The sequence below is a fragment of the Gordonia jacobaea genome (assembly GCF_001186365.1).
In the GTDB taxonomy this organism is placed as follows: Bacteria; Actinomycetota; Actinomycetes; order Mycobacteriales; family Mycobacteriaceae; genus Gordonia; species Gordonia jacobaea.
This window is the reverse complement of sequence record NZ_LDTZ01000018.1, coordinates 201,165-226,174: the sequence shown is the minus strand read 5'-3', so window position 1 is coordinate 226,174 and position 25,010 is coordinate 201,165. Positions and strand designations below refer to the sequence as shown.

The window sequence follows — 25,010 nt, the reverse complement described above, 5'->3', positions numbered from 1 at the left end:
TCATGAGTCTGTACGAGATGTCGCCGCGCGCAGCGGAATACCGCCAGCGCCTGCTCGACTTCATGGACCAGTACATCTATCCCAACGAGGCCGTGTACGAGCAGCAGATGCGTGAGCTCGACAATCCGCACGCCAACCCGCAGATCCTCGACCAGCTCAAGGAGAAGGCCAGGGCAGAGGGGCTGTGGAACCTCTTCCATCCGCACAAGGAGTGGGGCCCGGGGCTGAGCAACCTCGAGTACGCGCCGCTCGCCGAGATCATGGGTCGCGTGGTCTGGGCGTCGGAGGTGTTCAACTGCAACGCACCCGACACGGGCAACATGGAGGTGCTCACGCTCTTCGGCACCGACGAGCACAAGGAGCGCTACCTCAAGCCGCTGCTCAACGGTGAGATCTCGTCGGCCTTCGCCATGACGGAGCCCGCGGTCGCGAGTTCGGACGCCACCAATATCGAGCTCTCGATGGTCCGCGACGGCGACGAGTACGTGCTCAACGGGCGTAAGTGGTTCGCGTCCAACGCGGTTCGTCCCGACTGCAAGGTGCTCATCGTGATGGGCAAGACCGATCCGACAGCGCCGACACACAAGCAGCAGTCGATGATGGTCGTGCCCACCGACGCGCCGGGCCTCACCATCGTGCGCAACCTCCCCGTCTTCGGATACGTCGATCGTGAAAGCCACGGCGAACTGGTCTTCGACAACGTCCGCGTGCCCACAGCCGACGTTCTCAAGGGTGAGGGCGAGGGCTTCGCCATCGCGCAGGCACGCCTCGGACCCGGACGCATCCACCACTGCATGCGGACCATCGGAATGGCAGAGCGCGCACTGGAATTGATGTGTGAGCGTGCCGTTGCGCGTGTGACCTACGGTGAGCCGCTGGCCGATCGCGCGAACATCCAGGACTGGATCGCGGAGTCGCGTATCGACATCGAGATGGTGCGTCTGCTCACCCTGAAGGCCGCCGACATGATGGACACCGTCGGCAACAAGGCTGCCGCCACCGAGATCGCGGCGATCAAGGTTGCCGCGCCCAACGTCGCGCTCAAGATCATCGACCGTGCGATCCAGGTGTACGGCGGCGCGGGCGTCACCGACGACTTCCCCCTCGCCATGGCCTACGCACACATCCGGACTCTGCGACTCGCCGACGGTCCCGACGAGGTGCACAAGCGGTCGATCGCGCGTCGTGAACTGCGCCCGTACCGCACCGGTCCGGTTCCGGAAACCGTTGCCGGCGTGACGGATCAGGCTCTGGCCGCGCGGTGGTGAGTGCATCGGTGACAGACCTCGGCATCCCCGACGTCGGCTCCGATGCCCTGCGGGCGTGGTTGTCGGACAACGGCATCAGCCTCGACGACCAGGTCACGGCGACGAGAATCGGTGGCGGACAGTCGAATCTGACATATCTGCTCGCTGACGGGTCGGGTCGGCGCTACGTGCTGCGCCGACCTCCTGTCGGGCACCTGCTCGCGTCGGCCCACGACGTTGCCCGTGAGGCGCGGATTCTGTCGGCGCTCGCACCGACGGACGTGCCCGTACCCAAGGTGTACGGCGTGTGCAGCGACGAAGCGGTGGCTCCGGTGCCGCTCGTCGTCATGGACTTCGTCGACGGCATCTCGCTGGAGAAGAGGGAGAACGCGGAGCTTCTTCCGCTGCCCGCACGCCGCAATGTCGGGACGTCGATGATGGAGACGCTTGCGCATATTCACGCGGTTGACCTCGACGCGACCGGACTGACCGATCTCGCCAGCCACAAGCCGTATGCGCAACGCCAACTCAAGCGGTGGGCCGCGCAGTGGGAGCACTCGAAGACGCGGGAGATCCCCGAGTTGGACTCGTTGACTCGCAGGCTCGCCGAGAACGTGCCGGAGCAGCACGAGACGTCGCTGGTGCACGGAGACTTCCACATCCGCAACGTGATGGTCGACCCGCAGACCGGTGACGTGCAGGCGGCTCTCGACTGGGAACTGTCGACGCTCGGCGATCCGCTCGCCGACATCGGCAGCACTCTGGCGTACTGGCCTGAGGTGGGGGAGGAGATCCCCGGACGATTCAGCGCCGAGACCATGGAGGGTTTCCCGACCCCGGCCGACGTGGCAGCCGACTACCTGCGAATCACAGGACGTGATCCGGAGGCGCTCAAGTACTGGCGGACGCTGGGGTTGTGGAAGGTCGCCATCATCGTCGAGGGCGTGGTGCGTCGAGTCCAGGACGACCCGACCAACCGCGCCGTCGTCGGCGCCCCAACCCCAGAGTTGGTCGACCGCTTCGTGGACAAGGCGAGTGAGATGGCCGACGAGGCAGGATTGGCGTGACCCGATACCGTTGATCGATCAGACTGTCCGGTCGTGAAGTGAGGCCCGAGATCGCCGAGGAGACTCAGATGAGCACCGAAACCGACGACACCGCCGCGCACGACACCGCGCTCGAGGTGCCGTCGGTTTCGGGTGCTCCGAGCGCTGTGCGCAAACCCCTGACCGCTCGCGGAGAGAGAACGCGGGCGGCTCTGGTGTCTGCGGCGCGCACGGTCTTCGAGCGCGACGGATTCGCCGATTCACGGCTCACCGACATCACCACCGAGGCGCAGTGCTCGATCGGGTCGTTCTACACCTACTTCGACAGCAAGGAAGAGATCCTCGACGCTGTGCTCGCCGAAGCGCACCAGGACATGCTGCATCCCGGCTACCCGCACGTCGAGCCGGGTTCCGACGACGACCCGACCGAGATCCTCGCCGCGGCCAACCGAGCCTATTTCGAGGCGTATCGGCGCAATGCCGGCCTGCGTCTGGTGCTCGAACAGGTGTCGTCGACGATGGCGGAGTTCCGTGAGAGGCGGCGCCAGCGCAGCCTCGTGTTCGTCGAACGCAATGCTCGTCATATTCGGGAGTTGCAGGAGCGAGGCATCGCCGATCCAGAACTCGACCCGACGGCCGCGGCCGCGGCGTTGTCGGGCATGGTGTCGCGGATGGCCTACCAGGCGTTCATCGTCGGCGGCGAGCCGTCGGACATCGACGCGATGGTCGACACCGCCACCCACCTGTGGGTCAACGCGATCGGCCTTCGACGTCCCGGTGCGGCCCCGCGCGACTGAGTGCCCCGAGGGGCACGTTCTCGCGGGTCCGCAACATCGGGCAATGAGGGTCTCGACGTGAACCTCATCGAGGTTGCTGTGTACCAGAGCCCGTCGAGCTGAGTTCGCGGAGCGAATCACGGTCGATCGCGCGCTTGAGGATCTTTCCGGTCGCGCCCTTCGGTAGTGCATCGACGACGTGGACGATCCGCGGGACCTTGTAGGCGCTGAGTCGTTCCTTCGCCCAGCCGCGCAGGGCATCGGTGTTGAGCACGGCGTCCGGCCGTAACGCGATGACCGCGGCGATCTCCTCGCCATAGTGGTCGTCAGGCACGCCGATGACGGCGACCTCGACGATGTCGGGGTGGGTGTAGAGCACCTCTTCGACTTCTCTCGGGTACACGTTGTAGCCGCCGCGGATGATGAGATCCTTTGCGCGGTCGATGATCCGGAGGTCGCCGTCGGCGTCCATCGCGCCGATGTCGCCCGTGCGCAGCCATCCGTCGACGAGTTCGGACGCGGTGGCCTCGGGGCGGTTCCAGTAGCCGGTCATCACCGTCGGCCCCTTGAGGAAGATCTCACCGACCTCGTCGGCGCCGAGAGGTGTGCCGTCGGGATCGCGAACCTCGATGGTGAAGCCTGGCAACGCCGGTCCGACGGTTCCGACCTTCGGTTCGCCGTCGAGGTCGCGGAAGGTCGCGGTGCCCGCGGTCTCGGTGAGGCCGTAACCTTCGAGGATCACGCAGCCGAACTTGTCGGCGAACGCACGAATGACCTCACCCGGCATCGACGCTCCGCCCGAGCACGCCAGTCGCAGGTCGACGAAATCATCGGATGAGTATCCGGATGCGTTCTGCAACATCGCATTCCACATCGTCGGAACGCCGCACGCGATGGTGACATGCTCGTCGCGGATTCGGTTCATGAACTCCACGGGCGCGAAGGGGGATAGCAGCGACAGGCTGCCGCCCCAGGTCAGCGCGCTGTGCATCACGACGACCTGCCCGAAGCAATGGAACAGGGGAAGTGCTGTGGCCCAACGCTCTTCATCGCCGATTCGTAGCGCCGGGCGGAACGCGATCGGAGCCGCGTTGACGTTGGCGATGCTCAACTGAGCACCCTTGGGCTTTCCGGTCGTCCCGGAGGTGTACAGGATGACCGCGGTGTCGTGCTCGTCGCGCTCGACATAGGCATCGACCGACGGCGTGTCCGTAACCGGATCATCCTCGAACGGCTTCAGTTCCACGAACGGAAGGCCACGGTTCGTCGCGACCAGATCGGCCGCCGCTGCCGACTCGTGCCACGCGACGATCAACGAGGTCCCGGAATCGTCGACAACGTAGTCGATCTCGTGGGTGGTCGACATCGTGTTGACCGTGATGATGGTGGCGCCGATCGTATGGAGACCGTAGTGGGCGATGGCGAACTCGGGAATCGACGGCGCAACAAGCAGTACGCGGTCACCGGGAGAGACTCCCAAGGCCGCGAAACGCGCTGCGCTGCGGGCGATTCGAGCACGCAGGTCGCCGTAACGCAGGATGCGCTCGCCGCTGCGTACCGCGATGCGATCGGGATAGGTGTCGGCACCCTTCCACAGGGCGGCTACGGGATTGGCCATGAGATTCCTTATGACAGAAGGGGTGTGGAGCTGTGTGCACCCGGGGCGGGTACTCGCCCCGGGTGCATGGCGGTCACTCGAAGTAGCGGCGCGGGACGTCGACGAGCATGGTGGTGATATCGGCGTCGCTCACACCCCGTTCGCGCAGAGCGGGGAGCACGTCCTCGCTGATGTGGCGGTAGTTCCAATTCGGGACCGCCTGCTTCTTGGCTTCTGGATCGAACCAGTCGATGAAGCACGACGCGTCGTGGGCAAGTCCCATCCGATCGGCGTAGCCACGTTTGGCGAGTTCGACGATGGTGTTGATGCGGTCGTCGAAGGGCAGCAGGACGTCGAGCCCGAAGCGGTCCATGCCAAGGATCGATCCCTCGTCGGCGACCTTCATGAGGTAGTCGAGGTCGGTCGAGTCCCCGGAATGTCCGATGACGACCTTGGTCAGATCGACGCCCTCCTCGCGCAGCACGCGCTGCGCGACGAGGCCAGAGCCGGTGTGCGGGTTGGTGTGCACGGTGATCGGAGCGCCGGTCTGAACGTGTGCCTGGCCGACGGCCCGCATCACGCGTTCGACGCCGGGCGTCAGTCCCTGCTCCTCGATGGCGCACTTGAGGAACGAGGCCTGCACGTCGGTGTCGGCGATTCCCTTGGTGAGGTCACGGACAAAGAAGTTCACCAGCGGCTCGTCGACGTCGAAGAGCAACCCGGGGCCGGTGTAGTGGAACTGGAAGGGAATGTCGTTGTAGGTGTAGAGGCCGGTTGCCACCACGATGTTCAGGTCGACCTGGTCGGCGATCTTCTTGATGCGGGGGATGTAGCGGCCGAGACCGAGCACCGTCGGGTCGAAGATGGTGTCGATACCGAGACCCTTGAGCTCGCGCAGATCGCGCACCGCGTCGGCGATCTTGCGATCCTCGTCCCAGTCGTCCTGATAGTTCTCTCGGTACTCCTCGCCGAGGACGAAGATGTGCTCGTGGATGAGTGTTGAACCCAGGTCGCCCGAGTCCACGGGGCCTGTGACGGTGTTGACAGTGCTCATCTGTTGTCCCTTCGACGTGTGTGAGTAGTCGCTGACTTCGGCCAGTGTGTGCTACGTCACCAAGAGACAATAGATGAGGCTGAGTTCATGTTCAAGTAGCAGTTCTGCCGCTCTGTCACCCGATCAGTGCAGCACTGTGATGCCCCTGAGACTCACGCCGTCTTGCCATTTGCCACACTTATGTGGTGCAGAAGTTACTGATGAGGCGAATGAGACTGTTGGGACTTGTAGTGATTGCGGTGATGGCTGCAATCGTTGCCGGTGCCGGCCAGGCATTGGCCGCGCCGGGAACCTCGACGACTCCCACATCACCCGCCCCGACATCACCCACGACACCCCACACTCCGACACCGACGTCGCCTTCTCTCGGTATCCCGCAGGTCGATGGAATCTTGGACACCCTCGCGGGTAACGGATCGTCGAAGCCGGGGCCGCAAGCGTCGGATACGGGCCAGATGATCGTGGTCACGGCACCGAAGGCGTCCGACCCGACCGCGACGCTCACCGCATTCGAGAAGGGCGCAGACAAGTCGTGGAAGCCCGTGTTCGGGCCGACCAAGGCGTTCCTGGGCTCGCTGGGAATGGGGGAGCCGAAGGACAACGTGTATCGCACGCCGGAAGGCACCTTCGCGCTGGACCAGGCATTCGGTAGGCAGGCCAATCCCGGCACCAAGATGCCGTACTTCCAGGCGACGCGTCAGGACTGGTGGGACTCCAACATGAAGTCCCCGACGTACAACACCCATGTGCGCCAGGCGAACAGCCCCGGCGGCGACAGCGAGAACCTCTACGACGCGGGTCCGGTGTACGACTACGCGGTCAACATCGCGCACAACCCGCAGCGCACCCCCGGCAAGGCGTCGGCGATGTTCCTCCACGTCACCAACGGCGAGCCGACCATGGGCTGCGTCGCAATCGATCGCGACGTGATGCGCAAGATCCTCGCGTGGCTCGACCCCGCCAAGCACCCCAAGATCACCATCGGCGTCAACGCCGCCGCCCCCACGGGCGACGGGCCGTCAACCACCGCGCCGTCGGGAACGACGCCGAAGACTCCCACAACGCCGAGCGTGCCGGGAGTGTCAGACATCCTGGGCGACAAGGGGTTGAGCGATCTGTTGACGCAACTGGTCAACCTCATCCCGACTCTGCTCGGGACCAAATAGCACCCCGGGGCCAGTAGCAACGCGCTGACTGTGGGTCGAATCGAAGGACGTGGGTGCTGCAGCACCCACGTCCTTCGATATGGCACACATGTAGCGGCGCGGGTGTCGGCTCAGAATCCGAATGGTTCAAAGGCTGTCGTGAAATGTGGTGGTGCGCGATGCTTCTCGGGCGCATCACAGCCCACAACAGGAGTGAACCATGCCCTTCTTCGACGGCGCGCAGGGTCGGATCTTCTACCGGCACTGGCCAACCAACACCACGCCGACAGCCGCGCTGATACTTCTGCACGGATTCGGTGAGCACTCGGGGCTCTACCACCGCTACGCAGCGGAGTTGGCAGCGCACGGCGTCGAACTCTGGGCACTCGACCAGCAGGGCCACGGATTGTCCGACGGTGAGCGCGGCGACGTCGGATCGTACGACGCCGTGGTGCACAACGCGCGAGCCCTGACCGACCTTGCCGCAGCACGCTCGCCGGAGCTGCCACTCGCGATCAGTGGACATTCGCTCGGCAGTCTCGGTGCGCTGTTCGCGGCGCTCGATCAGCCGTCGAGGTACTCCAGTGTCGTGATCTCGGGTGCCCCGCTGTCGCCGCTACCGTGGCTGAGTTCGGTGACCGAGGCTGGCGGCAGTTTCGAACTCGACCTCGACGCGCTGTCGGCCGACCCGTTCTATCGCGACGAGTTGGCCAACGATCCGTTGGCGTTCACCGGAGCCGATGTCGTCGAGGTCTTGAAGGCACTCTTCGAACCGGCGTGGGCGCGGCTCGACGAGGAACTGCCGACGTTGTCGACACCCGTTCTGGCAGTGCACGGTTCGGACGACCAGATCGCACCGGTGACCGGCGTGCTCGCCTGGCAGGACCGACTGCCCGGACTTCGCGTCGAGATCATCGACGACGCCGCGCACGACGTGCTCAACGAGACGGCCCACCGCGCGGTGGCCGACCACGTCGGCCGCCACGTCGTCGATCACGCCCTGACCGGAGCGAACGCATGACCTCAACTGCCGCAGCCACTTTCGTGCTCGACGAGCACGAACGGCGCGCGCTTGCCGACCTCACGAGCTTCCCACTGCTCGGGGCTATCACCGGCCGCCGATCACGCCGCTTTCCGGTTGGCGGTGAAATCCCCTCGGGAGAACTGGCTTTCGCCAGCAACAAACCGGTTCAGCCGCTCAGCGACACCGAGCGTGCAATCGTGCTCGCCGCTGTCACCGGAGTGACCGGCTGGAACTTCGGGATCAGCCACCACCCCGGATACGCGCCCGCGCTGCCGAACTACTCGGGCACCGCAACGGGCCGAACCTTCCCGTCCGCGGCCGGGTTTCACACCACAGAGTTCTTCTTCACCGACGACTCGGGTACCTACTTCTTGTCGAGCCGCGACGCACAACCTCAAAGTGAACTGCCAGACGACGGGTCGGCGTCCGACACGGACATCGAGGCCTGGCTCGCGGAGACGGTTGGTCGGTACCGCAAGATCTCCGACGACCGCATCTACCTCCCGCGCGAAGAGCCCTACCTCGAGGGCCACAACACCTGGATCGCCAACCATCCGGGTTCGCTGCTCGTCATACCGATCGCCGACCTGGCGCAGCACTTCATCGCCAACGTGGCATTCTTCCTCCAGAACGGCTATGGCCTGTACGACGACATCAACGGACGTGAGATCCCCGGTGGCACAGACTCTTCGCTGCGCCACGCCGGTGACCCGTTCCCGCTGTCGTTCGTCGAGCAGTACACACTCGCCGAGGCGAGCGCGGAACTGATCACCGCCGCCTACAACGGCCACCTCATTCTGGGCGCGCTGGGACTCGGCGGGTGGACCTTCGACGGGATCGACCGGCTCTCGATCCTCGGGGCGTCGGGCGATCCCGGGGTACCAGGACTCGGCTTGGAGGTGCAAACCGACGACCGTTGGGCCCTACCGAATCCGACAGGACTGCCCGGCGTGTTCGAAACGCTGTCGCGTCCGCACGTCGCAGACGCTGCCGAGGCGGTAGCACGATTTACGGAGCGAAAGTTCGGTCCCGGTGGGCCATTTCATCCGGACACCCCTGGACCGTGGAGTGACAACCCGCGCGTTCGCGGTTCGGCGGCGCGCTACGACGACGACTTCGTTCGACTGCTCACCGAGCAGATCGCGTACGTCGACGACACCTTCGGGAAGATCCCGGGTACCGTGCCGACGGTGCACATCCTCAATTACCTTCAGGCACAACACATCGACACCGACTTCTACGACCACCACTTCGGGCCGGGCGCATATCTGGATACCCACCGTGATCATGACCGGACGTGGCATCGATGAGCGTCGCGATCCGACCGCTGTCCGGCCCCGCCGAGGTCAATGCCGCCTTCCGGGTGTTCCTCCGGTCGATGGTCGGGCTGCGGTTCGGACAACTCGACGCCGCGACCATCACCGAGGAAGGCCGGTATCTGGGCGCATTCGACTGCGAGGTCATCGTCGGGGGCGCGGACTCGTACTCGAGCCAGCTTGTCGTTCCGGGCGGTGCACGCGTTCCCCACGCGGCCGTCACACACGTCGGCGTGCTGCCGACCCACCGTCGCCGGGGAATCGTCACCGGACTCATCGAGCGTCAACTGCATGACATCGCCGACCGGGGAGAGGTGGTGGCGACGCTGCGTGCCTCCGAGGCCGTGATCTACGAACGCTTCGGCTACGGGATCGCGAGTTCGAGTCGGGCCGTGACCATCGACGCGCGCCGAGCGAGGCTGCGCGACACCGTGCCCGACGGTGATACGAACGACGTGCGGCTCGTCGATGACGCGGTCACGACCGAACTCCTGGAAGACATCTACAGACGTGCCGCAACCTGGGTCGGTGCAATCGACCGTCCGGCAGGCTGGTGGCGACTGCAGCAACTACGACGCGACGCCGCACCCGTGCAGCATTACGTCGCCGTGCACAGCTCCGATGGAGTCGACGACGGCTACGTCGTCTACAAGCCGGAGGACCCCGACCATTGGTTCAGCAGTGACGCCAAGACGATCACCGTCGTCGACTTCGTGGCGTCGGGGCCGACCGCGCGGGCAGCGTTGTGGCGCCACCTACTGACACTCGACCTTGTCGACCTGATCGAGTGGCCCGCTGTCGCACTGGATGATTCGCTGCCGCTGGCCGTCACCGACCCGCGAGCGGTCCGGCAGGGCGCGGCGCACGACGAAACATGGCTGCGGTTCGTCGACGTCGAATCGGCGCTTCGCGCAAGGACGTACCGGATCGACGACCCGGTCCGGCTCGAGGTCGTCGACCCGCTCATCGATCGCAACAACGCGGTATTCGAGATCGGGCCCAAGGGGACCGAACGCGTGACGGGCAAGTCCGACGCAACGACCGATGTGGCGACGCTCGCCGCCGCTTATCTCGGCGGCACGCGGTGGAGGTCGCTGGCAGAAGTCGGACGCGTCGACGTGTCTGCCGCGTCGGCTGTCGACCGACTCGACGGTCTGTTCGCCGCGGGTGCGCTGTTCGCGGGCACTGTTTTCTGACGAGACTGTTTTCGGCCTCGCCGCACGCAACCCGTATGTCATGTGTCGGCCCTCGCCGACAGGAAGGATCTCCCGATGACCGAGACCACCACACACCCGGCTTCCGCGCACGAGGTCGAGGGTTGGACCACCTATCTGCGCGAGCCGACCGCCGACTACGATCAGCTCGTCGAGCGTTTCGCGCCGGCATTCGAGCGCATCGCGGCCTCCAACGTCGCGCGCGAACACGACCGCTCGTTCGGCTACGACGAGGTTGCCGAACTGGTCCGAGAAGGACTGGGGCGCATCAGGATTCCCGTGGAGTTCGACGGTCTGGGCGCATCACTGGAACAGACATTTCTGCTGCTGTCGCGACTGGCCGCCGCGGACGCGAACATCGCGCACGTGTTCCGCAACCATCTGGCGTTCGTCGAAGATCGACTCAACGCGCCGCAGTCGGCGGGCAACGATCGGTGGATCGAGCGTTTCCTCGCGGGCGATTTCGTCGGTGGGGGTTGGACCGAGGCCAACAACGGTACGTACGCAACAATCGCGACAACAGTGCGACGTGACGACGAGCGCTACCTCGTCAGCGGAGCCAAGTTCTACGCCACCGGAAGCCTTTTCGCCGATTGGCTCGACGTGATCGGCAAATCCGACGACGGCGGCCTGCTCACCGCGCTCGTGCGCCGTGACGATCCCGGTGTCGAACTCGTCGACGACTGGACGGGATTCGGGCAACAGACAACCGCCAGCGGGAGTGCGCGCTACGTCGACGTGCCCGCCGAGCCCGACAACGTCTTCGACATCACCGAACGCTTTGTCTACCAGGGTCACTTCTACCAGGTGGCGATCCTCGCGGTACTCACCGGAATCATTCACGCATCCCTGCGAGACGGGATCGAGGCGCTCCGAGCGCGCAAGCGCAACTATCCGCAGGGGCTGGATCCGGTGCCCGCCAACGACCCTCAGCTACTGGCAGTGATCGGCGGAGTGTCAGCGCGCGCCTACGCCGCAGACGCCGCGCTGCGTGAGGTGGGTCGGGCGCTCGATCGTATCGCCGAGGCGCACGCATCTGGAGACCTCGACCTCCGCAGGGCTCGCGTCACGGATGCCCAACTCGCCACAGACCAGGCGCAACTCACCATTATCGACGCCGCACTCGCGGCAACCACCGAGATCTTCGACGCGCTCGGCGCATCCGGAGTCTCCACCGACAAGGCACTCGACCGCCACTGGCGCAACGCGCGCACCCTCGCATCGCACAATCCGCGGGTCTACAAGGCGCGCATCGTGGGCAACTGGCTGGTCAACGGTGTCGACCCCGTACCCGACTTCTCGGCATTCGGCCGTGGCGGACAGGGCAACTGAGGAGACGGGCAACTGAAGGGACAAGGCAACTGAGGGGAGAGGGCAGATGAGTGCACCGTACGTCGCGGTCGGATTGACCGGTGAGCAGGTGGGCGCGCTGTTGGCGGATCGTGCGCTCGCCGCGCGCTGGGATTCGCTGCCGTTGGCGTTCACCGTCGTCGGCATCGATCGGGTCAATGGTGCCGACGACGTTGGCGGGGCCGCCGGGCCGGATGGTCGCACGACGCTGGAATCCTCCGTTGCGACAACATTTCTCGCAAGGCAGGCTCCACGGTCCCGGTTCCTGTTCGCGGCGTCGTCGCGTCGCGATCATCCCTACAACCTCGCTCGACGAGTCGCATCCGCCGGGCATCTCTCGCGGGGGAGGACCGGCGTGCTCCTCGGCGTGAGGGACCCGTACGTGCCTGCGGGTGACCCGTGGACCCACGACGCCGTGTCCGTCGACGACATCGCGCACGCGGTACGCGTCCTGGAACAGACCTGGCCGTTCGCGTCGGTCGTCGCCGACCGTGCGTCGGGGATCTTCGTAGAGTCGGACCAGATTCAGTTCGCCGACCTCGAGGACCCCTACCGGATCTCTGGTCCGTTGACGGTGCCGGAGCCCGCGACCGGTCCGTCGGTGATCGCGACGTACCACTCCGGCGTGCGTGAGGCCGGCACCCGCAGCGATGTCGACCTCGTCGTCGGGCCGACCAGCGCTGTCCGTGAGGTTTCGTCGACGGCAGAGTTGCCGACCGACGTCGAGGGAATTCTGTTGCGCGACGACGAGTTGTCGCCCGCAGCGCTGGCCGATGCGGCGGAGAAGCTGCTGGCGATCTCCCGACCGATCGCGCCGGGCCTGTCGCTGCGGACTGCGCTCGGACTACCTGTCGCACCGCGGGATCTGCGTCGGGTGGCATTCGCACGGCCGGAACCGCTCGACGCACCCTGACCTCCACTCCGAGAGGAACTCCCATGACCCGACGCGACGGCCACGTCATACTCGGCATCAACGCACTCGTCCTCGGCTACGTGCCCGCCTCATGGCAGACACCAGGCCTGAGCGCGGAATCGTTTGTCTCGCCCGACTATTGGGAAGAGATCGGTCGGATCGCCGAGAGAGGGACACTCGACGCAGTCTTTCTCGCCGACGCCCCCGCACTCGGTGACCCTGCATACGACGCCAATCCGGCGCATCTGGAGCCGACGGTCAACTGGGCACATGTCGCGGCGGCGACGGAGCGGGTCGGGTTGGTGTCCACGGCGTCGACGACGTTCAACGATCCGGTCGAGCTCGCCGAGCGATTGCTGACGCTCGACTACCTGTCACAGGGTCGGGCGGCCTGGAACATCGTGACCACCCGGGGACCCGCGGCGGCGCGAAACTTCGGGCAACCCGACGTCCCGCCACGCGACGATCGCTACGAGCGCGCAGGCGAGTTCGTCGATGTGGTCCGTGCACTGTGGGGATCCGCGGACACGGGACGCGAGGTTCGGCACAGGGGAGCCCACTTCTCCGTCGAGGGGCGCCTGCGCACGCCGTCGAGTGGCGAGCATCCGGTGTTGTTCCAGGCGGGTGGGTCGGCTGCGGGCCGCGACCTGGCGGGGCGGGTCGCCGAGGGCGTCTTCGCCGCGGAACTGACACGCGACAAAGCGGTCGAACACTATCGTCTGGTGAAGCGAAAAGCGTTGGCATACGGTCGATCACCCGACAACGTCAAGATCCTTCCCGGTCTGCTCGTCTCCCTCGGCAGCACGGAGGAGGAAGCCAGAAGGCGGAACGACGAACTCCACGACCGAAGTCCGGCGTGGTACTCGGTCGGCTGGCTGTCGCACGCGATCGGCGTCGACGCGACGAAACTCGACCTCGACGCTCCGTTCCCCGAGGAGGTGCTCGCAGGACCTGCCGACCTCCAGACCTTCAGTGGCAGCATCGGTTTCCGCGAGTCGATCGTCGCGCAGATCCGACGCACCAATCCCACGGTCCGCGAGTACCTGCGGCAGACCCGCTACACGGGTTCGGGCCACGCCGGATTCGTGGGCACCCCGGAGCAATTGGTCGATCGAATCGACGACTGGTTCTCCGCGGGTGCGATCGATGGCTTCAATCTGCAGCCGGATGCGCTGATCGACGGTCTCGCTGTGATCGCCGACGAGGTGGTACCCCTGCTGCGTCGACGGGGGCTCTACCGCCACGACTACGAGACCGACACTCTGCGTGGACATCTGCGTGCCGCGGCGTCGTCGGCACCGCTCGGATGACAGGGATAGAACCGCGCAGAGAATAAGGGCTGGCAACAGCGTCGTCGGCCAGCATACTTCTCTCGATCAATCCCATTCGCGCACAGCGCAATACATAAGATACCCAGATCCGACGGCCGGGTAGTAACCGTCTTCGGCGATGGGTGTCCGAGAGGAATCGAGATGACCACCGACTCGACGTCGACGCGCCCGCCCGAGGCGGCGCACACACCACCAGCGCCACCGCACGTGCCAGAAGGCGCAGCCGCCGGATCGACGGTCACAGAGCAACCGGGTGGTCTGCGCTCGAACACGCTGGGCTCCTGGGAGGTCTTCGCGCAGGGCCTTGCCGCTGCGGCACCGAGCGTCGCTGTCGCGTCCGTTCCGTTCGCGCTGTACACCGCGGCGGGCAAGGGTGCCGCGTGGGCGGCGATCATCGGGTTGGTGATCGCCGTGCTGCTGGCAACCACCATCAGCTTCCAGGCGCGGCGGACGGTGTCGTCCGGCTCGTTGGGAACCTACACCGGTAACGGGCTCGGACCCGCGTTCGCGTTCGTCGGAGGCTTCAGCCTGCTGATCGGCTACGTCGGATTCTCGGTGACCGGGACACTCGGTGGTGTGCTCTACGTCGACTCCTTCCTTCTCGAACTCGGAATCGGTTCGGAGGCTTCGTGGTTCCGACTCTTGCTGGTCTTCCTGGTCGTCGGGCTCGCGGTGTACCTACCCATTCGCGGTGCGTCGCTCGCCGCGAAGTACGAGTTGGTGTTCGAGGTCATCGCGCTGATCTCCATCGCAGTGATCATCGTGGCCGCCTACGTCTCCTACGGGTGGCACTTCGACACCGAGCAGTGGAGCCTCTCGAACCTCGGCCACAGCTCGACATTCGTGGCGGCAGTGACGGCGGTCGGTGCCTACGCGGGCTTCGAAAGCGTTGCCTCGCTTGGTGCCGAAGCGCGGGACGCGCACCGGTCGATCTCGAAAGCGCTGCTGCGCGTCGTGTTGATCATCGGTGTGCTGTACATCATCGCGACGTATCCGCAGGTGTTGCACTTCGACGGGATCAACGGAGACAAGGCGATTCTGCCGCAGCTCGCCGACTCGTCCGGTGTGGGATGGGTGAAGCCGGTGACGAGCGCTGCCGTCGCTGTCGCCTTCATCGTCTTCGTCACTGCGGTCACGAGTTCGGCTGCGCGGTCGCTGTTCACGTTCGCGCATGAGGGCGCACTGCCGCGCGTGTTCGCCAAGGTCCACTCCAAGTACCACACACCGTGGGTCGGCGTCGCGTTCGTCGGTGCTGCGGCACTTGTCTTTTCGATTGTGGCCACCTTCAGTTCGGCCGGCCGCACCGTCTTCGACGTGTACGGCGCGTACGTCACCAACTGGGGCTTCTTGGTGAGCTATCTGCTCGTGGTGATCGCGACACCGATCTGGCTGTACAAGATCAAGGCGCTCACGCCGTTCCGTGCGATCGTGTCGGGCCTCGCGGTGGTGGCTCTCGGTTACGTGATCGTCAACAACCTGTACCCGGTTCCGGAGTTCCCGTTCAACATCCTGCCGTTCGTATATCTCGCGATACTCGCGGCGGGCGTGGCGTGGTACGTCTACCTCCGGGTGACGCGACCGGAGATCGCGGCGCGCATCGGCACCATTCAGACTCTGTCCGCAGAGGAGCAGGAGCGACTTGCCGACGCCGACATCGCCGAAGAACTGCAGGCGGACGATTTCAAGTCCGACGAACGGCAGGCCGATGAATTTCCGGCCGACGAACCCGAGACCAGCTCGTCCGTCACGCCGAAGTAGCGCGTGGCCGCTTGAGTTCGAAGCACGCCGCGCGACGACCACCGAAGTCGTCGCGCGGCGTTGTCACGGCTTCGATCTGAGCTCGGGCCTGCTCGATGACCGGTGTACCGGGATCGAGCACGCCGAGGTACACCTCGTGTGCCGCAAGGGAACTCACTGCGACGTCGACCTGCTCGGTGACGTCGACGGCATGCGTGGCGTGTGGGCCGTTTTCGAACAGCCACTGCGGAGCGTCGTCGCCGAGTGAATCGTATGCGTCGAGAACCGCCGCGGAGAACTCCATGTGGTCGGACTGGTTGGGAGTTCCGGGCGCCCACTCGGCCCCACCAAACAGCGACAGCACCACCTGCGGGCCGACGCGTCGGATCGTCTCGGCGATCACCGCGCGTAGCTCGGGAGTGTTGCGGATGTTGCTGTCCGGAAAGCCCCAGAACTCCACGTCGTCAACACCGACGATGGCGGCAGACGCGCGTTGTTCGCCCTCGCGGAGAGGACCTGCTTCGGCCGCCGCCATGCCCTCGATGCCGACCTCGCCGCTCGACGCCAGGGCGTACACGACGTGTTTGCCCTCGCCCGTCCACTTCGCGACCGCTGCCGCCATGCCGTACTCCGGATCATCCGGGTGCGCCACGAGCACCAGCGCCGTCTGCCAGTCGGTGGGGAAGGGCGCGAGATCGGCCACGACTCAGCGCTTGTGATCGAGGTTGGCCATCTTCAACACGTCGAGGCGCTTGTCGAGCTCTTCTTCGCTGAGCTTGTCGGGGACGAGACCACGATCGAGAACGGTCTGCCGAATCGTCTTCTTCTCCTTGAGAGCCTGCTTCGCGACGGCCGCGGCCTCCTCATAACCGATGGCCGAGTTGAGCGGCGTGACGATCGACGGTGAGCTCTCGGCGAGAGTCCGCAGACGGTCTTCGTCGGCCTTCAGGCCGGAGATACAGCGATCGGCGAACAATCGCGAGACGTTGGCGAGGAGCTTCAGTGATTCGAGGACGTTGCGCGCCATCATCGGGATGTAGACGTTCAGCTCGAACGCGCCGTTGCCGCCGCCCCAGGTCACCGCGGCGTCGTTGCCGATGACCTGCGCCGCCACCTGCGTAACTGCCTCGGGGAGAACAGGATTGACCTTGCCCGGCATGATCGAACTGCCCGGCTGGAGGTCGGGGAGGTGGATCTCGGCCAGCCCGGTGAGCGGACCGGAACCCATCCACCGGACGTCGTTGGCGATCTTGGTCAACGAGACCGCGATGGTCTTGAGCTGACCGGAGAGCTCGACGAGTCCGTCGCGGGCCGCCTGAGCCTCGAAGTTGTTCTTGGCCAACGTGATCGAGTCGACGTCGGTGAGCCTGACCAGTTCTTCGACAACCTTGGTGCCGAAGTGGTCGGGCGCATTGAGACCCGTTCCGACGGCGGTCCCGCCGATGGGTACCTCGCCGACCCGCGGCAGCGTCGCGACAAGACGCTCGATGCCTGCTTCCACAGCCCTGGTGTAGCCGCTGAACTCCTGGCCGAGCGTGACCGGTACCGCGTCCATCAGGTGGGTACGACCGCTCTTGACCACCTCACGCCATTCCTCTGCCTTGGCGAGCAGTGCCAACCGCAGGTGATCGAGCGCGGGGATCAGGTCGGTGACGACGGCTTCGGTTGCTGCGACGTGTGTCGCGGTGGGGAAGGTGTCGTTCGACGACTGCGACATGTTCACGTCGTCATTCGGGTGAACCTCGACGCCGTTCGCCTTCGCGATCGACGCGATGACCTCGTTGGCGTTCATGTTCGAGCTGGTGCCCGACCCGGTCTGGAACACGTCGATGGGGAACTGGTCGTCGTGCTTGCCGTCGGCGATCTCCTTGGCCGCGGCGATGATGGCGTCGGCCTTGGTCGCGTCGAGCAGCCCGAGGTCTTTGTTGACCTGCGCACATGCGGCCTTGAGTAGTCCCATCGCACGGATCTGCGTGCGCTCGAGCGGGCGGTGGCTGATCGGGAAGTTCTCGACGGCGCGTTGCGTCTGTGCGCGCCAGAGTGCGTCGACGGGGACCTTGACCTCGCCCATGGTGTCGTGCTCGATGCGGTACTGCTGCTCGCTCATCTGATGCGTCCTCCGAGTGTCTGCGGTGGGTTAGGACTACCTCAATCCACGCTACTCGCCGCGACCTGCCGCCAATTCTCGGCCCGGTCAGGACCTGACACGCACCCCCAGCGGGACCGTCACCGTGCCCGACGGATCGGTGAAGAAGTCGTTGCCCTTGTCGTCGACGACGATGAACGCAGGGAAGTTCTCGACCTCGATCTTCCAGACCGCCTCCATGCCGAGCTCCGGGTACTCGATGACCTCCTGGCTCTTGATGCAATCGAGGGCGAGGCGTGCGGCGGGGCCACCGATCGAACCGAGGTAGAAGCCGCCGTGGGCGTCGCACGCCTGGGTGACCTGCTTCGAGCGATTTCCCTTGGCCAACATGACCATTGATCCGCCCGCGGCCTGGAACTGCTCGACGTAGGAGTCCATGCGACCCGCCGTCGTCGGCCCGAACGAGCCCGACGCCATGCCCGCGGGAGTCTTGGCCGGACCCGCGTAGTAGACGGGATGATCGCGCAGATACTGCGGCATCGGCTCGCCGGCGTCGAGGCGTTCCTTGATCTTGGCGTGTGCGATATCGCGAGCCACGACGAGGGGTCCGGTCAGCGACAGTCGGGTCTTGACCGGGTACTTCGACAGTTCGGCGAGGATCTCGGGCATCGGCCGGTTGAGATCGATGTCGACGACCTGGCCGCCCTCGATGTCCTCGGCGACGCCGGCGTCCGGCATGTACTGCGCCGGATCGGTTTCGAGTTGCTCGAGGAAGACGCCCTCGGAGGTGATCTTGCCCAGCGCCTGGCGGTCGGCCGAGCACGAGACGGCGATCGCCACCGGGCACGATGCCCCGTGGCGAGGCAGACGCACGACGCGGACGTCGTGGCAGAAGTACTTACCGCCGAACTGAGCGCCGATTCCGAAGGACTGTGTCAGCTTGAAGACCTCTTCCTCCAACTCGACGTCTCGGAAGCCGTGCGCCGACATCGAGCCCTCTGTCGGCAGCGTGTCGAGATAGTGCGCCGACGCGTATTTCGCTGTCTTCAAAGCGAATTCGGCCGACGTCCCGCCGATGACGACGGCGAGGTGGTACGGCGGACAGGCGGCGGTACCCAATGACCGGATCTTCTCGTCGAGGAAGGTCAGCAGGCGGTCGGGGTTGAGAATCGCCTTGGTCTCCTGGAACAGGAAGGACTTGTTGGCGCTGCCGCCGCCCTTGGCCATGAAGAGGAACTTGTACTCAGGTCCCTTCGGCCCCTGCTGCGTGGAGTAGATCTCCACCTGCGCAGGCAGATTGGTGCCCGTGTTCTTCTCGTCGTACGTCGTCAACGGTGCGAGCTGTGAGTAGCGCAGGTTGAGTTTGGTGTACGCGTCGAAGACACCGCGCGAGATCCACTCGCCGTCGTCGACGCCGGTCAGCACCCCCTCGGACTTCTTGCCCATGACGATCGCGGTGCCGGTGTCCTGACACATCGGCAGTACACCGCCTGCGGAGATGTTGACGTTCTTGAGCAGGTCGAGCGCGACGAAACGGTCGTTGCCCGACGCCTCGGGGTCGTCGATGATCTTGCGCAACTGCCGCAGGTGTGCGGGGCGCAGGTAGTGGCTGATGTCGTGCATCGCCTCTGACGTCAGGCGCTCGAGAGCTTCCGGCGCGACCTTGAGGAAGGTCTGGCCGTCGACTTCGACCGTCGAGACCCCCTCTGTGGTGATCAGGCGATAGGGCGTGTCATCGGCGCCGGAGGGTAGCAATTCGGCATAGCGAAACTCCGGAGCAAGGGCTGGTTTGCTCACGCGAGAATCCTATCGCGGCCGGTCAGTGACCCTCCGGTGTCCCGGTACCTGATGTGGGCCACGCCACGGGGATTCGTCACGCTACTAGTCCGATGTGCGTGACGAACGGAAGGGGTATTACTGTGTGGTGGATCACAGTTCACTGAACTGTGTCCGATTCACTGATGTCAACACGGGAGGGGAACCCATTGGCTGCAATCGTGCTCGCCGAGGTTCGGACGAACTGTGAACGCGAGGCAGTCGCCGAATGGGCGGCGAGCAAGCATCCCGACGCCCCGGTGCGCACACTCGACGAAGTCGATCCCGAAGCCCTCGACCCGGCCACGACGCTGATTCCCGCCCGCGTCGTCTGGCTTCCGCCGATGCGCAAGGGCGAGCGCCGCGTGTCGATGGCCGACGTTCTGGTGTTGTCCAACCCGCGTCGACCCCCTGCGTTTCGGCAGGGGGCGATCAAGAAGCGTGCGCCCGATCGCGTTCGTGTGGTCGCCGGGGAACCGGCGACCGTGGAGGAATTGCGTCGCAGGCATGAGCAGTCGTCAGCCGAGGGAGAGGATTTCGGCCAGTTCGTCGAAGTGGCGGCGGCCCTGTCGGCGGAGCGCGCCGAACGGCAACTGATCGGTGACCGCTACAAGGTGCCGAAACTCGTCGCGCAGCAGATCGGTTCGTCGGCTCGCTTTCAGGCAAATGCCGCCAAGCTCGCCGCCGATCTCGGACGTCCGGCAGCGGCGATCATTCAGGATGCGATCGACAAGATGTCGACGTTCGTGGCCACACAGAGCCCGCTGATGGACGACGTGTTCTCGACGACCTTCGGCAAGCTGTACGAACGTACCTGGACGGTCTCTGTCGACCTCGACACGTTGAGTGAACTGCGCAGTCTCAACAAGACGCACGGCTTGGTGTTCTTGCCGTCGCACCGGTCGTACGTCGACACATTGGTTCTCTCGGATGCGCTACGGCGCCACGACTTTCCGCCCAATCTGGTACTCGGCGGCAACAACCTCGCGCTCTGGCCGCTCGCGGCGATCGCCCGACGCGCCGGAGTGATCTTCATTCGCCGCAAGTTCGGCGACGATCCGATCTACAAGTTCGCGATGCGCGCGTACCTGTCGTTCATCGTCGAGAAGCGTTTCAACCTCGAGTGGTACATCGAGGGTGGCCGCAGTCGCACGGGCAAGCTACGCCCGCCGATGATGGGGCTGCTCGCCTACGTCGTCGACGCCGTCGAGCAACTCGACACCGCGGACATGATGGTCGTGCCCACGTCCATCGTCTACGACCAGCTTCACGAGATCGCGGCTATCGCGCGCGAATCCGCCGGTGGCGCAAAGAAACCCGAAGATGTGACGTGGCTGCTGAAGTACGCCAAGGCTCAGCGGTCCTACCTCGGTGAGGCGCGAGTGCGGTTCGGCGAACCGTTCTCGCTGCGGGAGTCGATCCTGGAGTTGAGCGAGGACGATCCCGCACGCCTGGAGAAGATCGCATTCAAGGTGATGGACGAGATCAACGCGGCGACACCGATCTCGGCGACGTCGCTCGCAGGCTTCGCACTGCTCGGGGCGGGCGACCGGGCGTATACCGCCAAGGAGATCGAGGACATCCTGCGACCGCTGCTCGCCTATATCGAGCGGCGCGAGCTACCGGGGCCTGATCCGGCGATGTGCCGGGGACTCGGTCTGAAATCGACGTTGAAGGAACTGACCGACGCGGGCGTGCTGACCCATTTCGCGGGCGGCGTCGACGATGTGTGGTCGATCGCCGGGGAGAACCACGCGGTGGCTGCGTACTACCGCAATGGAGCGATCCATCATTTCGTCGACCGCGCGATCGTCGAGGTCGCGTTGTTCGCTGCGGACCGTCGCACCATCGACGACGATCGCGAAACACGTCTGGCAGCAGCACAAGCCGAGGCGCTGCGGATTCGGGATCTGCTGAAATTCGAGTTCTTCTTCCCGACCAAGCAGGAGTTTCTGCACCGTCTCGGCGCCGAGATGGATCTCATCGCGCCCGAGTGGCGGACCGTCAGGCCGACGCCCGCATGGTTGCACGACACCTTCGTCGCGATGTCGGGCGAGTTGTTTGCCCGCAGAACCCTTCAGCCGTTCTTCGACGCACAGTTGGTCATGTCCCGGCGGCTGGTGGAACTCGGCGAGGAGTCCCGCGAGAAGCAGGAGATCATCGCCGATTGCCTCGGGTTGGGTAAGCAGCTTGCGCTGCAGGGCGTCGTGAAGAGCAGGGATTCGGTGTCGACCGAGCTCTACACCGCCGCGTACAAGCTGGCCGACAATCGTGGATTGATCGATCCCCACGACGGACGCGATCTGGTTGCGGCACGGCAGGAGTGGCTCGATGAGGTCAAAGACATGCGGGATCGTCTAGCCAGAATTGCCGAGATCGAGGCGAAGCAGACGGGAGTGACGGCGGTATGAGCGCACTGGGCGACCGCCTGGCCGAGATCCGCTCTGCACCTCGCGGCAAGCACATCGGTGCGTTCTTCGACTACGACGGGACTCTGATCGAAGGATTCTCTGCGACAGCGCTTTTCGGAGCCCGGATTCGAAGTATGGAGTTCGGAATCGGAGAGGTCGCCGACTTCGCACTCATCGGCCTGCGCGGAGTGGAATCCGAACAGGACTACGCCGAGGTGCTCCAGGCGACCAAACCGACGTTCGCCGGGAAGACGTACGCGGAACTGTTGGACCTGGGGGACAGGCTTTTTCGGCAGGAGACGGCCGCCAAACTACGTCCTCAGATGTGGCAGATCCTCAACGCGCACCGCGAGATGGGGCACCGTATCGTGATCGCGTCGTCGGCAACGCGATTCCAGATCGAGCCCATCGCACGCGAGATCGAGGCCGATCACGCCTTGGCCACCGACGTCGAGGTGGTCGACGGCATCGTCACCGGGGAGGTGCTCGGCCGTCCGCTCTGGGGGCCGGGCAAAGCGGCGGCGGTGCGCTCACTGGCGCGCGAACACGACATGGATCTCGACGCGTCGTTCGCCTACAGCGACGGCAACGAGGACATCCCGTATCTCGAAAGCGTCGGACATCCCGCGGCGGTCTCGCCTCGGAGGACGCTGCGGGCCGAGGCGGAGTCCAGAGGGTGGCTGATCCTCGAACTACGCAATCCATCACACAATCGCTTCGGGATGGCTCTGCGTACCGGTGCGATGTACGGGTCGTTTCTCGCCGGTGCCGCCGCCGGAATCGCAGGCGGTGTCGTGGCGCGCAGTCGATTCGAGAGCGCCGTCCAGACGGGCATCGCCACCGGAAACGACGTCGGGCTGGCGTTGGCCGGTGTGCATGTCGACGTGCTCGACGGCAACGAGTACCTGACGTCGGACCGCCCGTGCGTGTTCGCGTTCAACCATCAGTCCAAACTCGATCTCCCCGTCATGATCCACCTGATACAGCGCGACGCGACGGGTGTGGCGAAGAAGGAGATCCAGCGGCTTCCGGTGTTCGGTCAGATTCTCGACGCGGCCGGGCTGGTGTTCATCGATCGGGCCGACGCCGGGAAGGCCATCAATCAGCTCGAGCCTGCGGTCCGCAAACTGCGCGACGAGGGTGCGTCGTTGGTCGTGGCGCCGGAAGGCACGCGGTCGCCGACGCCTCGGATCGGACGGTTCAAGAAGGGGCCCTTCCACATCGCCATGCAGGCAGGGGTGCCCGTCGTTCCGGTCGTGCTGCGCAACGTCGGCGAATTGATGTGGCGCGGTTCGCAACTCGTGGCACCGGGCACGATCGAGGTGCGCGTGTTGCCGCCCGTCGACACATCGGAGTGGCAGGCGGAGACGATCGACGACCACACCGAGGAGGTGCGCCAGATGTTCATCACCGCGCTGGCGGAGTGGCCGGAGCCGAACGGAACTGCAGAACACGATGATTCGCAACAGGACGAGAGCCGCAGTGACGACGCAGGGGAGGCTGTCGAATGAGTGAGGATCAACCCCTCGAGTGGGGCACCGAGCAGCACATGAGTCCGGTCGACGCGCTGATGTGGCGCGGCGACACCGACCGTCGACTGCGCGGGACGATCTCGATGATCGAGATCTACGATTGCGAACCCGACTGGGACAGACTGATCGCGGCACACGACTGGGGTAGCCGCATGGCGCCCAGATTCCGTTCGCGCGTGGTGGATTCGCCGCTGCACACCGGCACCCCGAGTTGGGCCGTCGACCCGGAGTTCGATCTGCACTATCACGTTCGACGCATCAGGCTGCCCGGCGACGGCTCGATGGGCGAACTGCTGTCGACGTGTGAGCAACTGGCGATGACCGCGCTCGACCCGGCGCGACCGCCGTGGGAGGGCTACCTGATCACCGGTCTCGCCGACGGCAAGACCGCCTACTTCCTCAAGGCACATCACGCGCTGACCGATGGGCTCGGCGCGATTCTCGCTCTCGCTCAACTGCATTCGCCGTCGCGCGAGCCGATCCCGAACAAGCCTCAACCGCCCGCGCCGCCGCCGACCGAACTGTCGGCGCTCGAGGTACTCGCTCGACAGGTGGGGGAGGAGATTCGACGTACCCCGTACCGGGCGGGTGTGGTGTTGCGCGGGGCGTTGGCGCTGACCGATCCCAAGCATGCGTTGAGCAAGGTGCTGCGATACGGGCGCTCGGTGCCGCGCGTTGCCGGCCTCGTCAGTCCGCCCGGTTCGCCACTGCTCGCGGAGCGCAGTCTCTCGTGGCGCTTTCTCGCGTTCGAGGTGCCGTTCGTCGAGTTGAAAGCCGTGGCGAAGTCGATGAAGGCGTCGATCAACGACGTTTACCTCGGCGGGCTGATCGGTGGCTTCCGCATTTATCACGAGAAGATGGGCGAGCAGGTCGACGCGATTCCCGTCGCGATCCCGATCTCGGTGCGTCGACCAGAGGATCCCGAGGGCGGTAACCGTATCGCGGTCGGCAGGCTCGCCGGCCCGATGGGCATCGACGACCCGTTCGAGCGGGTGTTGACGATCCGCGAACAGGTGCGTGCCGCACGCACTGAGCCCGCCGTCGACATCTTCAACACACTCGGATCGGTGCTGGCGTGGATGCCCGGTGAGCTGCTCGGTCAGTTCAGTGGCGCGACGAGCATGAACGATCTGCAGGCCAGCAACGTACCGGGTATCCCGTGGGAGACGTTCGTCGCGGGAGCAAAGGTCGAGCGGTTGTTCCCGTTCGGTCCGCTCCCGGGATGCGCGGTGATGGCGACGATGATCACGCACAATGCCACGGCATGCCTCGGGATGAACTGCGACGCCGCGTCGATCTCGGATCCGGAGCTGTTCGCCGAGTGCATAGTCGCCGGGTTCGACGAGGTGCTCGCCGTCGCCGAACCGACCGGTGATGTCACCGACCGGGTCGGGATGCGGCGCGTCGTATAAGGGT

General features: G+C 65.2%; 19 protein-coding genes. 14 read left to right on the top strand and 5 right to left on the bottom strand.

The features are described 5' to 3' along the window. The first annotated feature begins 2 nt into the window (after nucleotides 1-2). The 3 genes from ABW18_RS14370 (at nucleotide 3) to ABW18_RS14360 (ending at nucleotide 3,090) form a co-directional block, all read left to right on the top strand. Nucleotides 3-1,268 carry an acyl-CoA dehydrogenase family protein gene (locus tag ABW18_RS14370; protein WP_049699645.1) on the top strand — a complete coding sequence of 422 codons (1,266 nt, stop codon included), beginning with the start codon at nucleotides 3-5 and terminating at the stop codon, nucleotides 1,266-1,268. Nucleotides 1,269-1,276: 8 nt separating this feature from the next. After that, a complete protein-coding gene (locus ABW18_RS14365; RefSeq protein ID WP_053117487.1) occupies nucleotides 1,277-2,314 on the top strand; it encodes a phosphotransferase family protein in 1,038 nt (345 codons plus the stop codon). 68 nt (nucleotides 2,315-2,382) lie between these two features. Then, a complete protein-coding gene (locus ABW18_RS14360) occupies nucleotides 2,383-3,090 on the top strand; it encodes a TetR/AcrR family transcriptional regulator (RefSeq protein ID WP_049699820.1) in 708 nt (235 codons plus the stop codon). 64 nt (nucleotides 3,091-3,154) lie between these two features. Here ABW18_RS14360 and ABW18_RS14355 read toward each other — a convergent pair whose 3' ends face one another. Both ABW18_RS14355 and ABW18_RS14350 read right to left on the bottom strand, forming a co-directional pair. Beyond that, on the bottom strand, nucleotides 3,155-4,687 hold the full coding sequence (locus ABW18_RS14355) for an AMP-binding protein (RefSeq protein ID WP_049699644.1): 1,533 nt from the start codon (nucleotides 4,685-4,687) through the stop codon (nucleotides 3,155-3,157). 73 nt (nucleotides 4,688-4,760) lie between these two features. After that, complete coding sequence (locus ABW18_RS14350) at nucleotides 4,761-5,720, bottom strand: phosphotriesterase family protein (RefSeq protein ID WP_049699643.1); 960 nt, start codon at nucleotides 5,718-5,720, stop codon at nucleotides 4,761-4,763. Between the two features lie 209 nt (nucleotides 5,721-5,929). Here ABW18_RS14350 and ABW18_RS14345 point away from each other — a divergent pair, with 209 nt between their 5' ends. From ABW18_RS14345 to ABW18_RS14310, 8 genes are all read left to right on the top strand, one after another. Then, nucleotides 5,930-6,886 carry a L,D-transpeptidase family protein gene (locus ABW18_RS14345; protein WP_049699642.1) on the top strand — a complete coding sequence of 319 codons (957 nt, stop codon included), beginning with the start codon at nucleotides 5,930-5,932 and terminating at the stop codon, nucleotides 6,884-6,886. Nucleotides 6,887-7,085: 199 nt separating this feature from the next. Next, complete coding sequence (locus tag ABW18_RS14340; RefSeq protein ID WP_049699641.1) at nucleotides 7,086-7,886, top strand: alpha/beta fold hydrolase; 801 nt, start codon at nucleotides 7,086-7,088, stop codon at nucleotides 7,884-7,886. Next, nucleotides 7,883-9,199, top strand: coding sequence for a hypothetical protein (locus tag ABW18_RS14335; RefSeq protein ID WP_049699640.1), 1,317 nt, complete (start codon nucleotides 7,883-7,885; stop codon nucleotides 9,197-9,199). Before ABW18_RS14340 ends, ABW18_RS14335 begins: the two co-directional genes overlap by 4 nt. Next, the gene (locus ABW18_RS14330; RefSeq protein ID WP_049699639.1) at nucleotides 9,196-10,401 is read left to right on the top strand and encodes a GNAT family N-acetyltransferase; all 1,206 of its coding nucleotides are present in this window, start codon (nucleotides 9,196-9,198) and stop codon (nucleotides 10,399-10,401) included. Before ABW18_RS14335 ends, ABW18_RS14330 begins: the two co-directional genes overlap by 4 nt. A gap of 75 nt (nucleotides 10,402-10,476) precedes the next feature. Continuing rightward, nucleotides 10,477-11,751, top strand: a complete 1,275-nt coding sequence (locus tag ABW18_RS14325; RefSeq protein ID WP_049699638.1) for an acyl-CoA dehydrogenase family protein — start codon at nucleotides 10,477-10,479, stop codon at nucleotides 11,749-11,751. A gap of 46 nt (nucleotides 11,752-11,797) precedes the next feature. Beyond that, a complete protein-coding gene (locus ABW18_RS14320) occupies nucleotides 11,798-12,682 on the top strand; it encodes an LLM class oxidoreductase (RefSeq protein WP_049699637.1) in 885 nt (294 codons plus the stop codon). Between the two features lie 23 nt (nucleotides 12,683-12,705). Beyond that, nucleotides 12,706-13,992 (top strand): NtaA/DmoA family FMN-dependent monooxygenase, encoded by a 1,287-nt coding sequence (locus ABW18_RS14315; RefSeq protein WP_049699636.1) that lies wholly within the window; start codon nucleotides 12,706-12,708, stop codon nucleotides 13,990-13,992. Nucleotides 13,993-14,154: 162 nt separating this feature from the next. Next, nucleotides 14,155-15,771, top strand: a complete 1,617-nt coding sequence (locus tag ABW18_RS14310) for an APC family permease (RefSeq protein WP_083444410.1) — start codon at nucleotides 14,155-14,157, stop codon at nucleotides 15,769-15,771. Here ABW18_RS14310 and ABW18_RS14305 read toward each other — a convergent pair. From ABW18_RS14305 to ABW18_RS14295, 3 genes are all read right to left on the bottom strand, one after another. Beyond that, on the bottom strand, nucleotides 15,758-16,453 hold the full coding sequence (locus ABW18_RS14305; RefSeq protein ID WP_049699635.1) for a PIG-L deacetylase family protein: 696 nt from the start codon (nucleotides 16,451-16,453) through the stop codon (nucleotides 15,758-15,760). The genes ABW18_RS14310 and ABW18_RS14305 overlap by 14 nt on opposite strands. 3 nt (nucleotides 16,454-16,456) lie before the next feature. Continuing rightward, complete coding sequence (locus ABW18_RS14300; protein WP_049699634.1) at nucleotides 16,457-17,857, bottom strand: class II fumarate hydratase; 1,401 nt, start codon at nucleotides 17,855-17,857, stop codon at nucleotides 16,457-16,459. An 87-nt stretch (nucleotides 17,858-17,944) separates the two neighbouring features. Continuing rightward, entirely contained in the window at nucleotides 17,945-19,633 is a 1,689-nt protein-coding gene (locus tag ABW18_RS14295) for a fumarate hydratase (RefSeq protein WP_049699633.1), read from the bottom strand. Between the two features lie 188 nt (nucleotides 19,634-19,821). Between ABW18_RS14295 and ABW18_RS14290 the strand changes: the two genes are divergently transcribed. From ABW18_RS14290 to ABW18_RS14280, 3 genes are read left to right on the top strand one after another with little or no spacing between them, the layout of a single operon-like run. Further along, on the top strand, nucleotides 19,822-22,062 hold the full coding sequence (locus ABW18_RS14290; RefSeq protein ID WP_049699632.1) for a glycerol-3-phosphate 1-O-acyltransferase: 2,241 nt from the start codon (nucleotides 19,822-19,824) through the stop codon (nucleotides 22,060-22,062). Next, on the top strand, nucleotides 22,059-23,573 hold the full coding sequence (locus ABW18_RS14285) for an HAD-IB family hydrolase (protein ID WP_049699631.1): 1,515 nt from the start codon (nucleotides 22,059-22,061) through the stop codon (nucleotides 23,571-23,573). The genes ABW18_RS14290 and ABW18_RS14285 overlap by 4 nt, the downstream gene beginning before the upstream one ends. Then, on the top strand, nucleotides 23,570-25,006 hold the full coding sequence (locus tag ABW18_RS14280) for a wax ester/triacylglycerol synthase domain-containing protein (protein WP_049699630.1): 1,437 nt from the start codon (nucleotides 23,570-23,572) through the stop codon (nucleotides 25,004-25,006). The genes ABW18_RS14285 and ABW18_RS14280 overlap by 4 nt, the downstream gene beginning before the upstream one ends. The last annotated feature ends 4 nt before the right edge of the window (nucleotides 25,007-25,010 follow it).

Coding starts and splice junctions, on each gene's coding strand:
- ABW18_RS14370 (WP_049699645.1), top strand. CDS start 3: ATGAGTCTGTACGAGATGTCGCCGCGCGCAGCGGAATACCGCCAGCGC.
- ABW18_RS14360 (WP_049699820.1), top strand. CDS start 2,383: ATGAGCACCGAAACCGACGACACCGCCGCGCACGACACCGCGCTCGAG.
- ABW18_RS14355 (WP_049699644.1), bottom strand. CDS start 4,687: ATGGCCAATCCCGTAGCCGCCCTGTGGAAGGGTGCCGACACCTATCCC.
- ABW18_RS14350 (WP_049699643.1), bottom strand. CDS start 5,720: ATGAGCACTGTCAACACCGTCACAGGCCCCGTGGACTCGGGCGACCTG.
- ABW18_RS14345 (WP_049699642.1), top strand. CDS start 5,930: ATGAGACTGTTGGGACTTGTAGTGATTGCGGTGATGGCTGCAATCGTT.
- ABW18_RS14340 (WP_049699641.1), top strand. CDS start 7,086: ATGCCCTTCTTCGACGGCGCGCAGGGTCGGATCTTCTACCGGCACTGG.
- ABW18_RS14335 (WP_049699640.1), top strand. CDS start 7,883: ATGACCTCAACTGCCGCAGCCACTTTCGTGCTCGACGAGCACGAACGG.
- ABW18_RS14330 (WP_049699639.1), top strand. CDS start 9,196: ATGAGCGTCGCGATCCGACCGCTGTCCGGCCCCGCCGAGGTCAATGCC.
- ABW18_RS14325 (WP_049699638.1), top strand. CDS start 10,477: ATGACCGAGACCACCACACACCCGGCTTCCGCGCACGAGGTCGAGGGT.
- ABW18_RS14320 (WP_049699637.1), top strand. CDS start 11,798: ATGAGTGCACCGTACGTCGCGGTCGGATTGACCGGTGAGCAGGTGGGC.
- ABW18_RS14315 (WP_049699636.1), top strand. CDS start 12,706: ATGACCCGACGCGACGGCCACGTCATACTCGGCATCAACGCACTCGTC.
- ABW18_RS14310 (WP_083444410.1), top strand. CDS start 14,155: ATGACCACCGACTCGACGTCGACGCGCCCGCCCGAGGCGGCGCACACA.
- ABW18_RS14300 (WP_049699634.1), bottom strand. CDS start 17,857: ATGAGCGAGCAGCAGTACCGCATCGAGCACGACACCATGGGCGAGGTC.
- ABW18_RS14285 (WP_049699631.1), top strand. CDS start 22,059: ATGAGCGCACTGGGCGACCGCCTGGCCGAGATCCGCTCTGCACCTCGC.
- ABW18_RS14280 (WP_049699630.1), top strand. CDS start 23,570: ATGAGTGAGGATCAACCCCTCGAGTGGGGCACCGAGCAGCACATGAGT.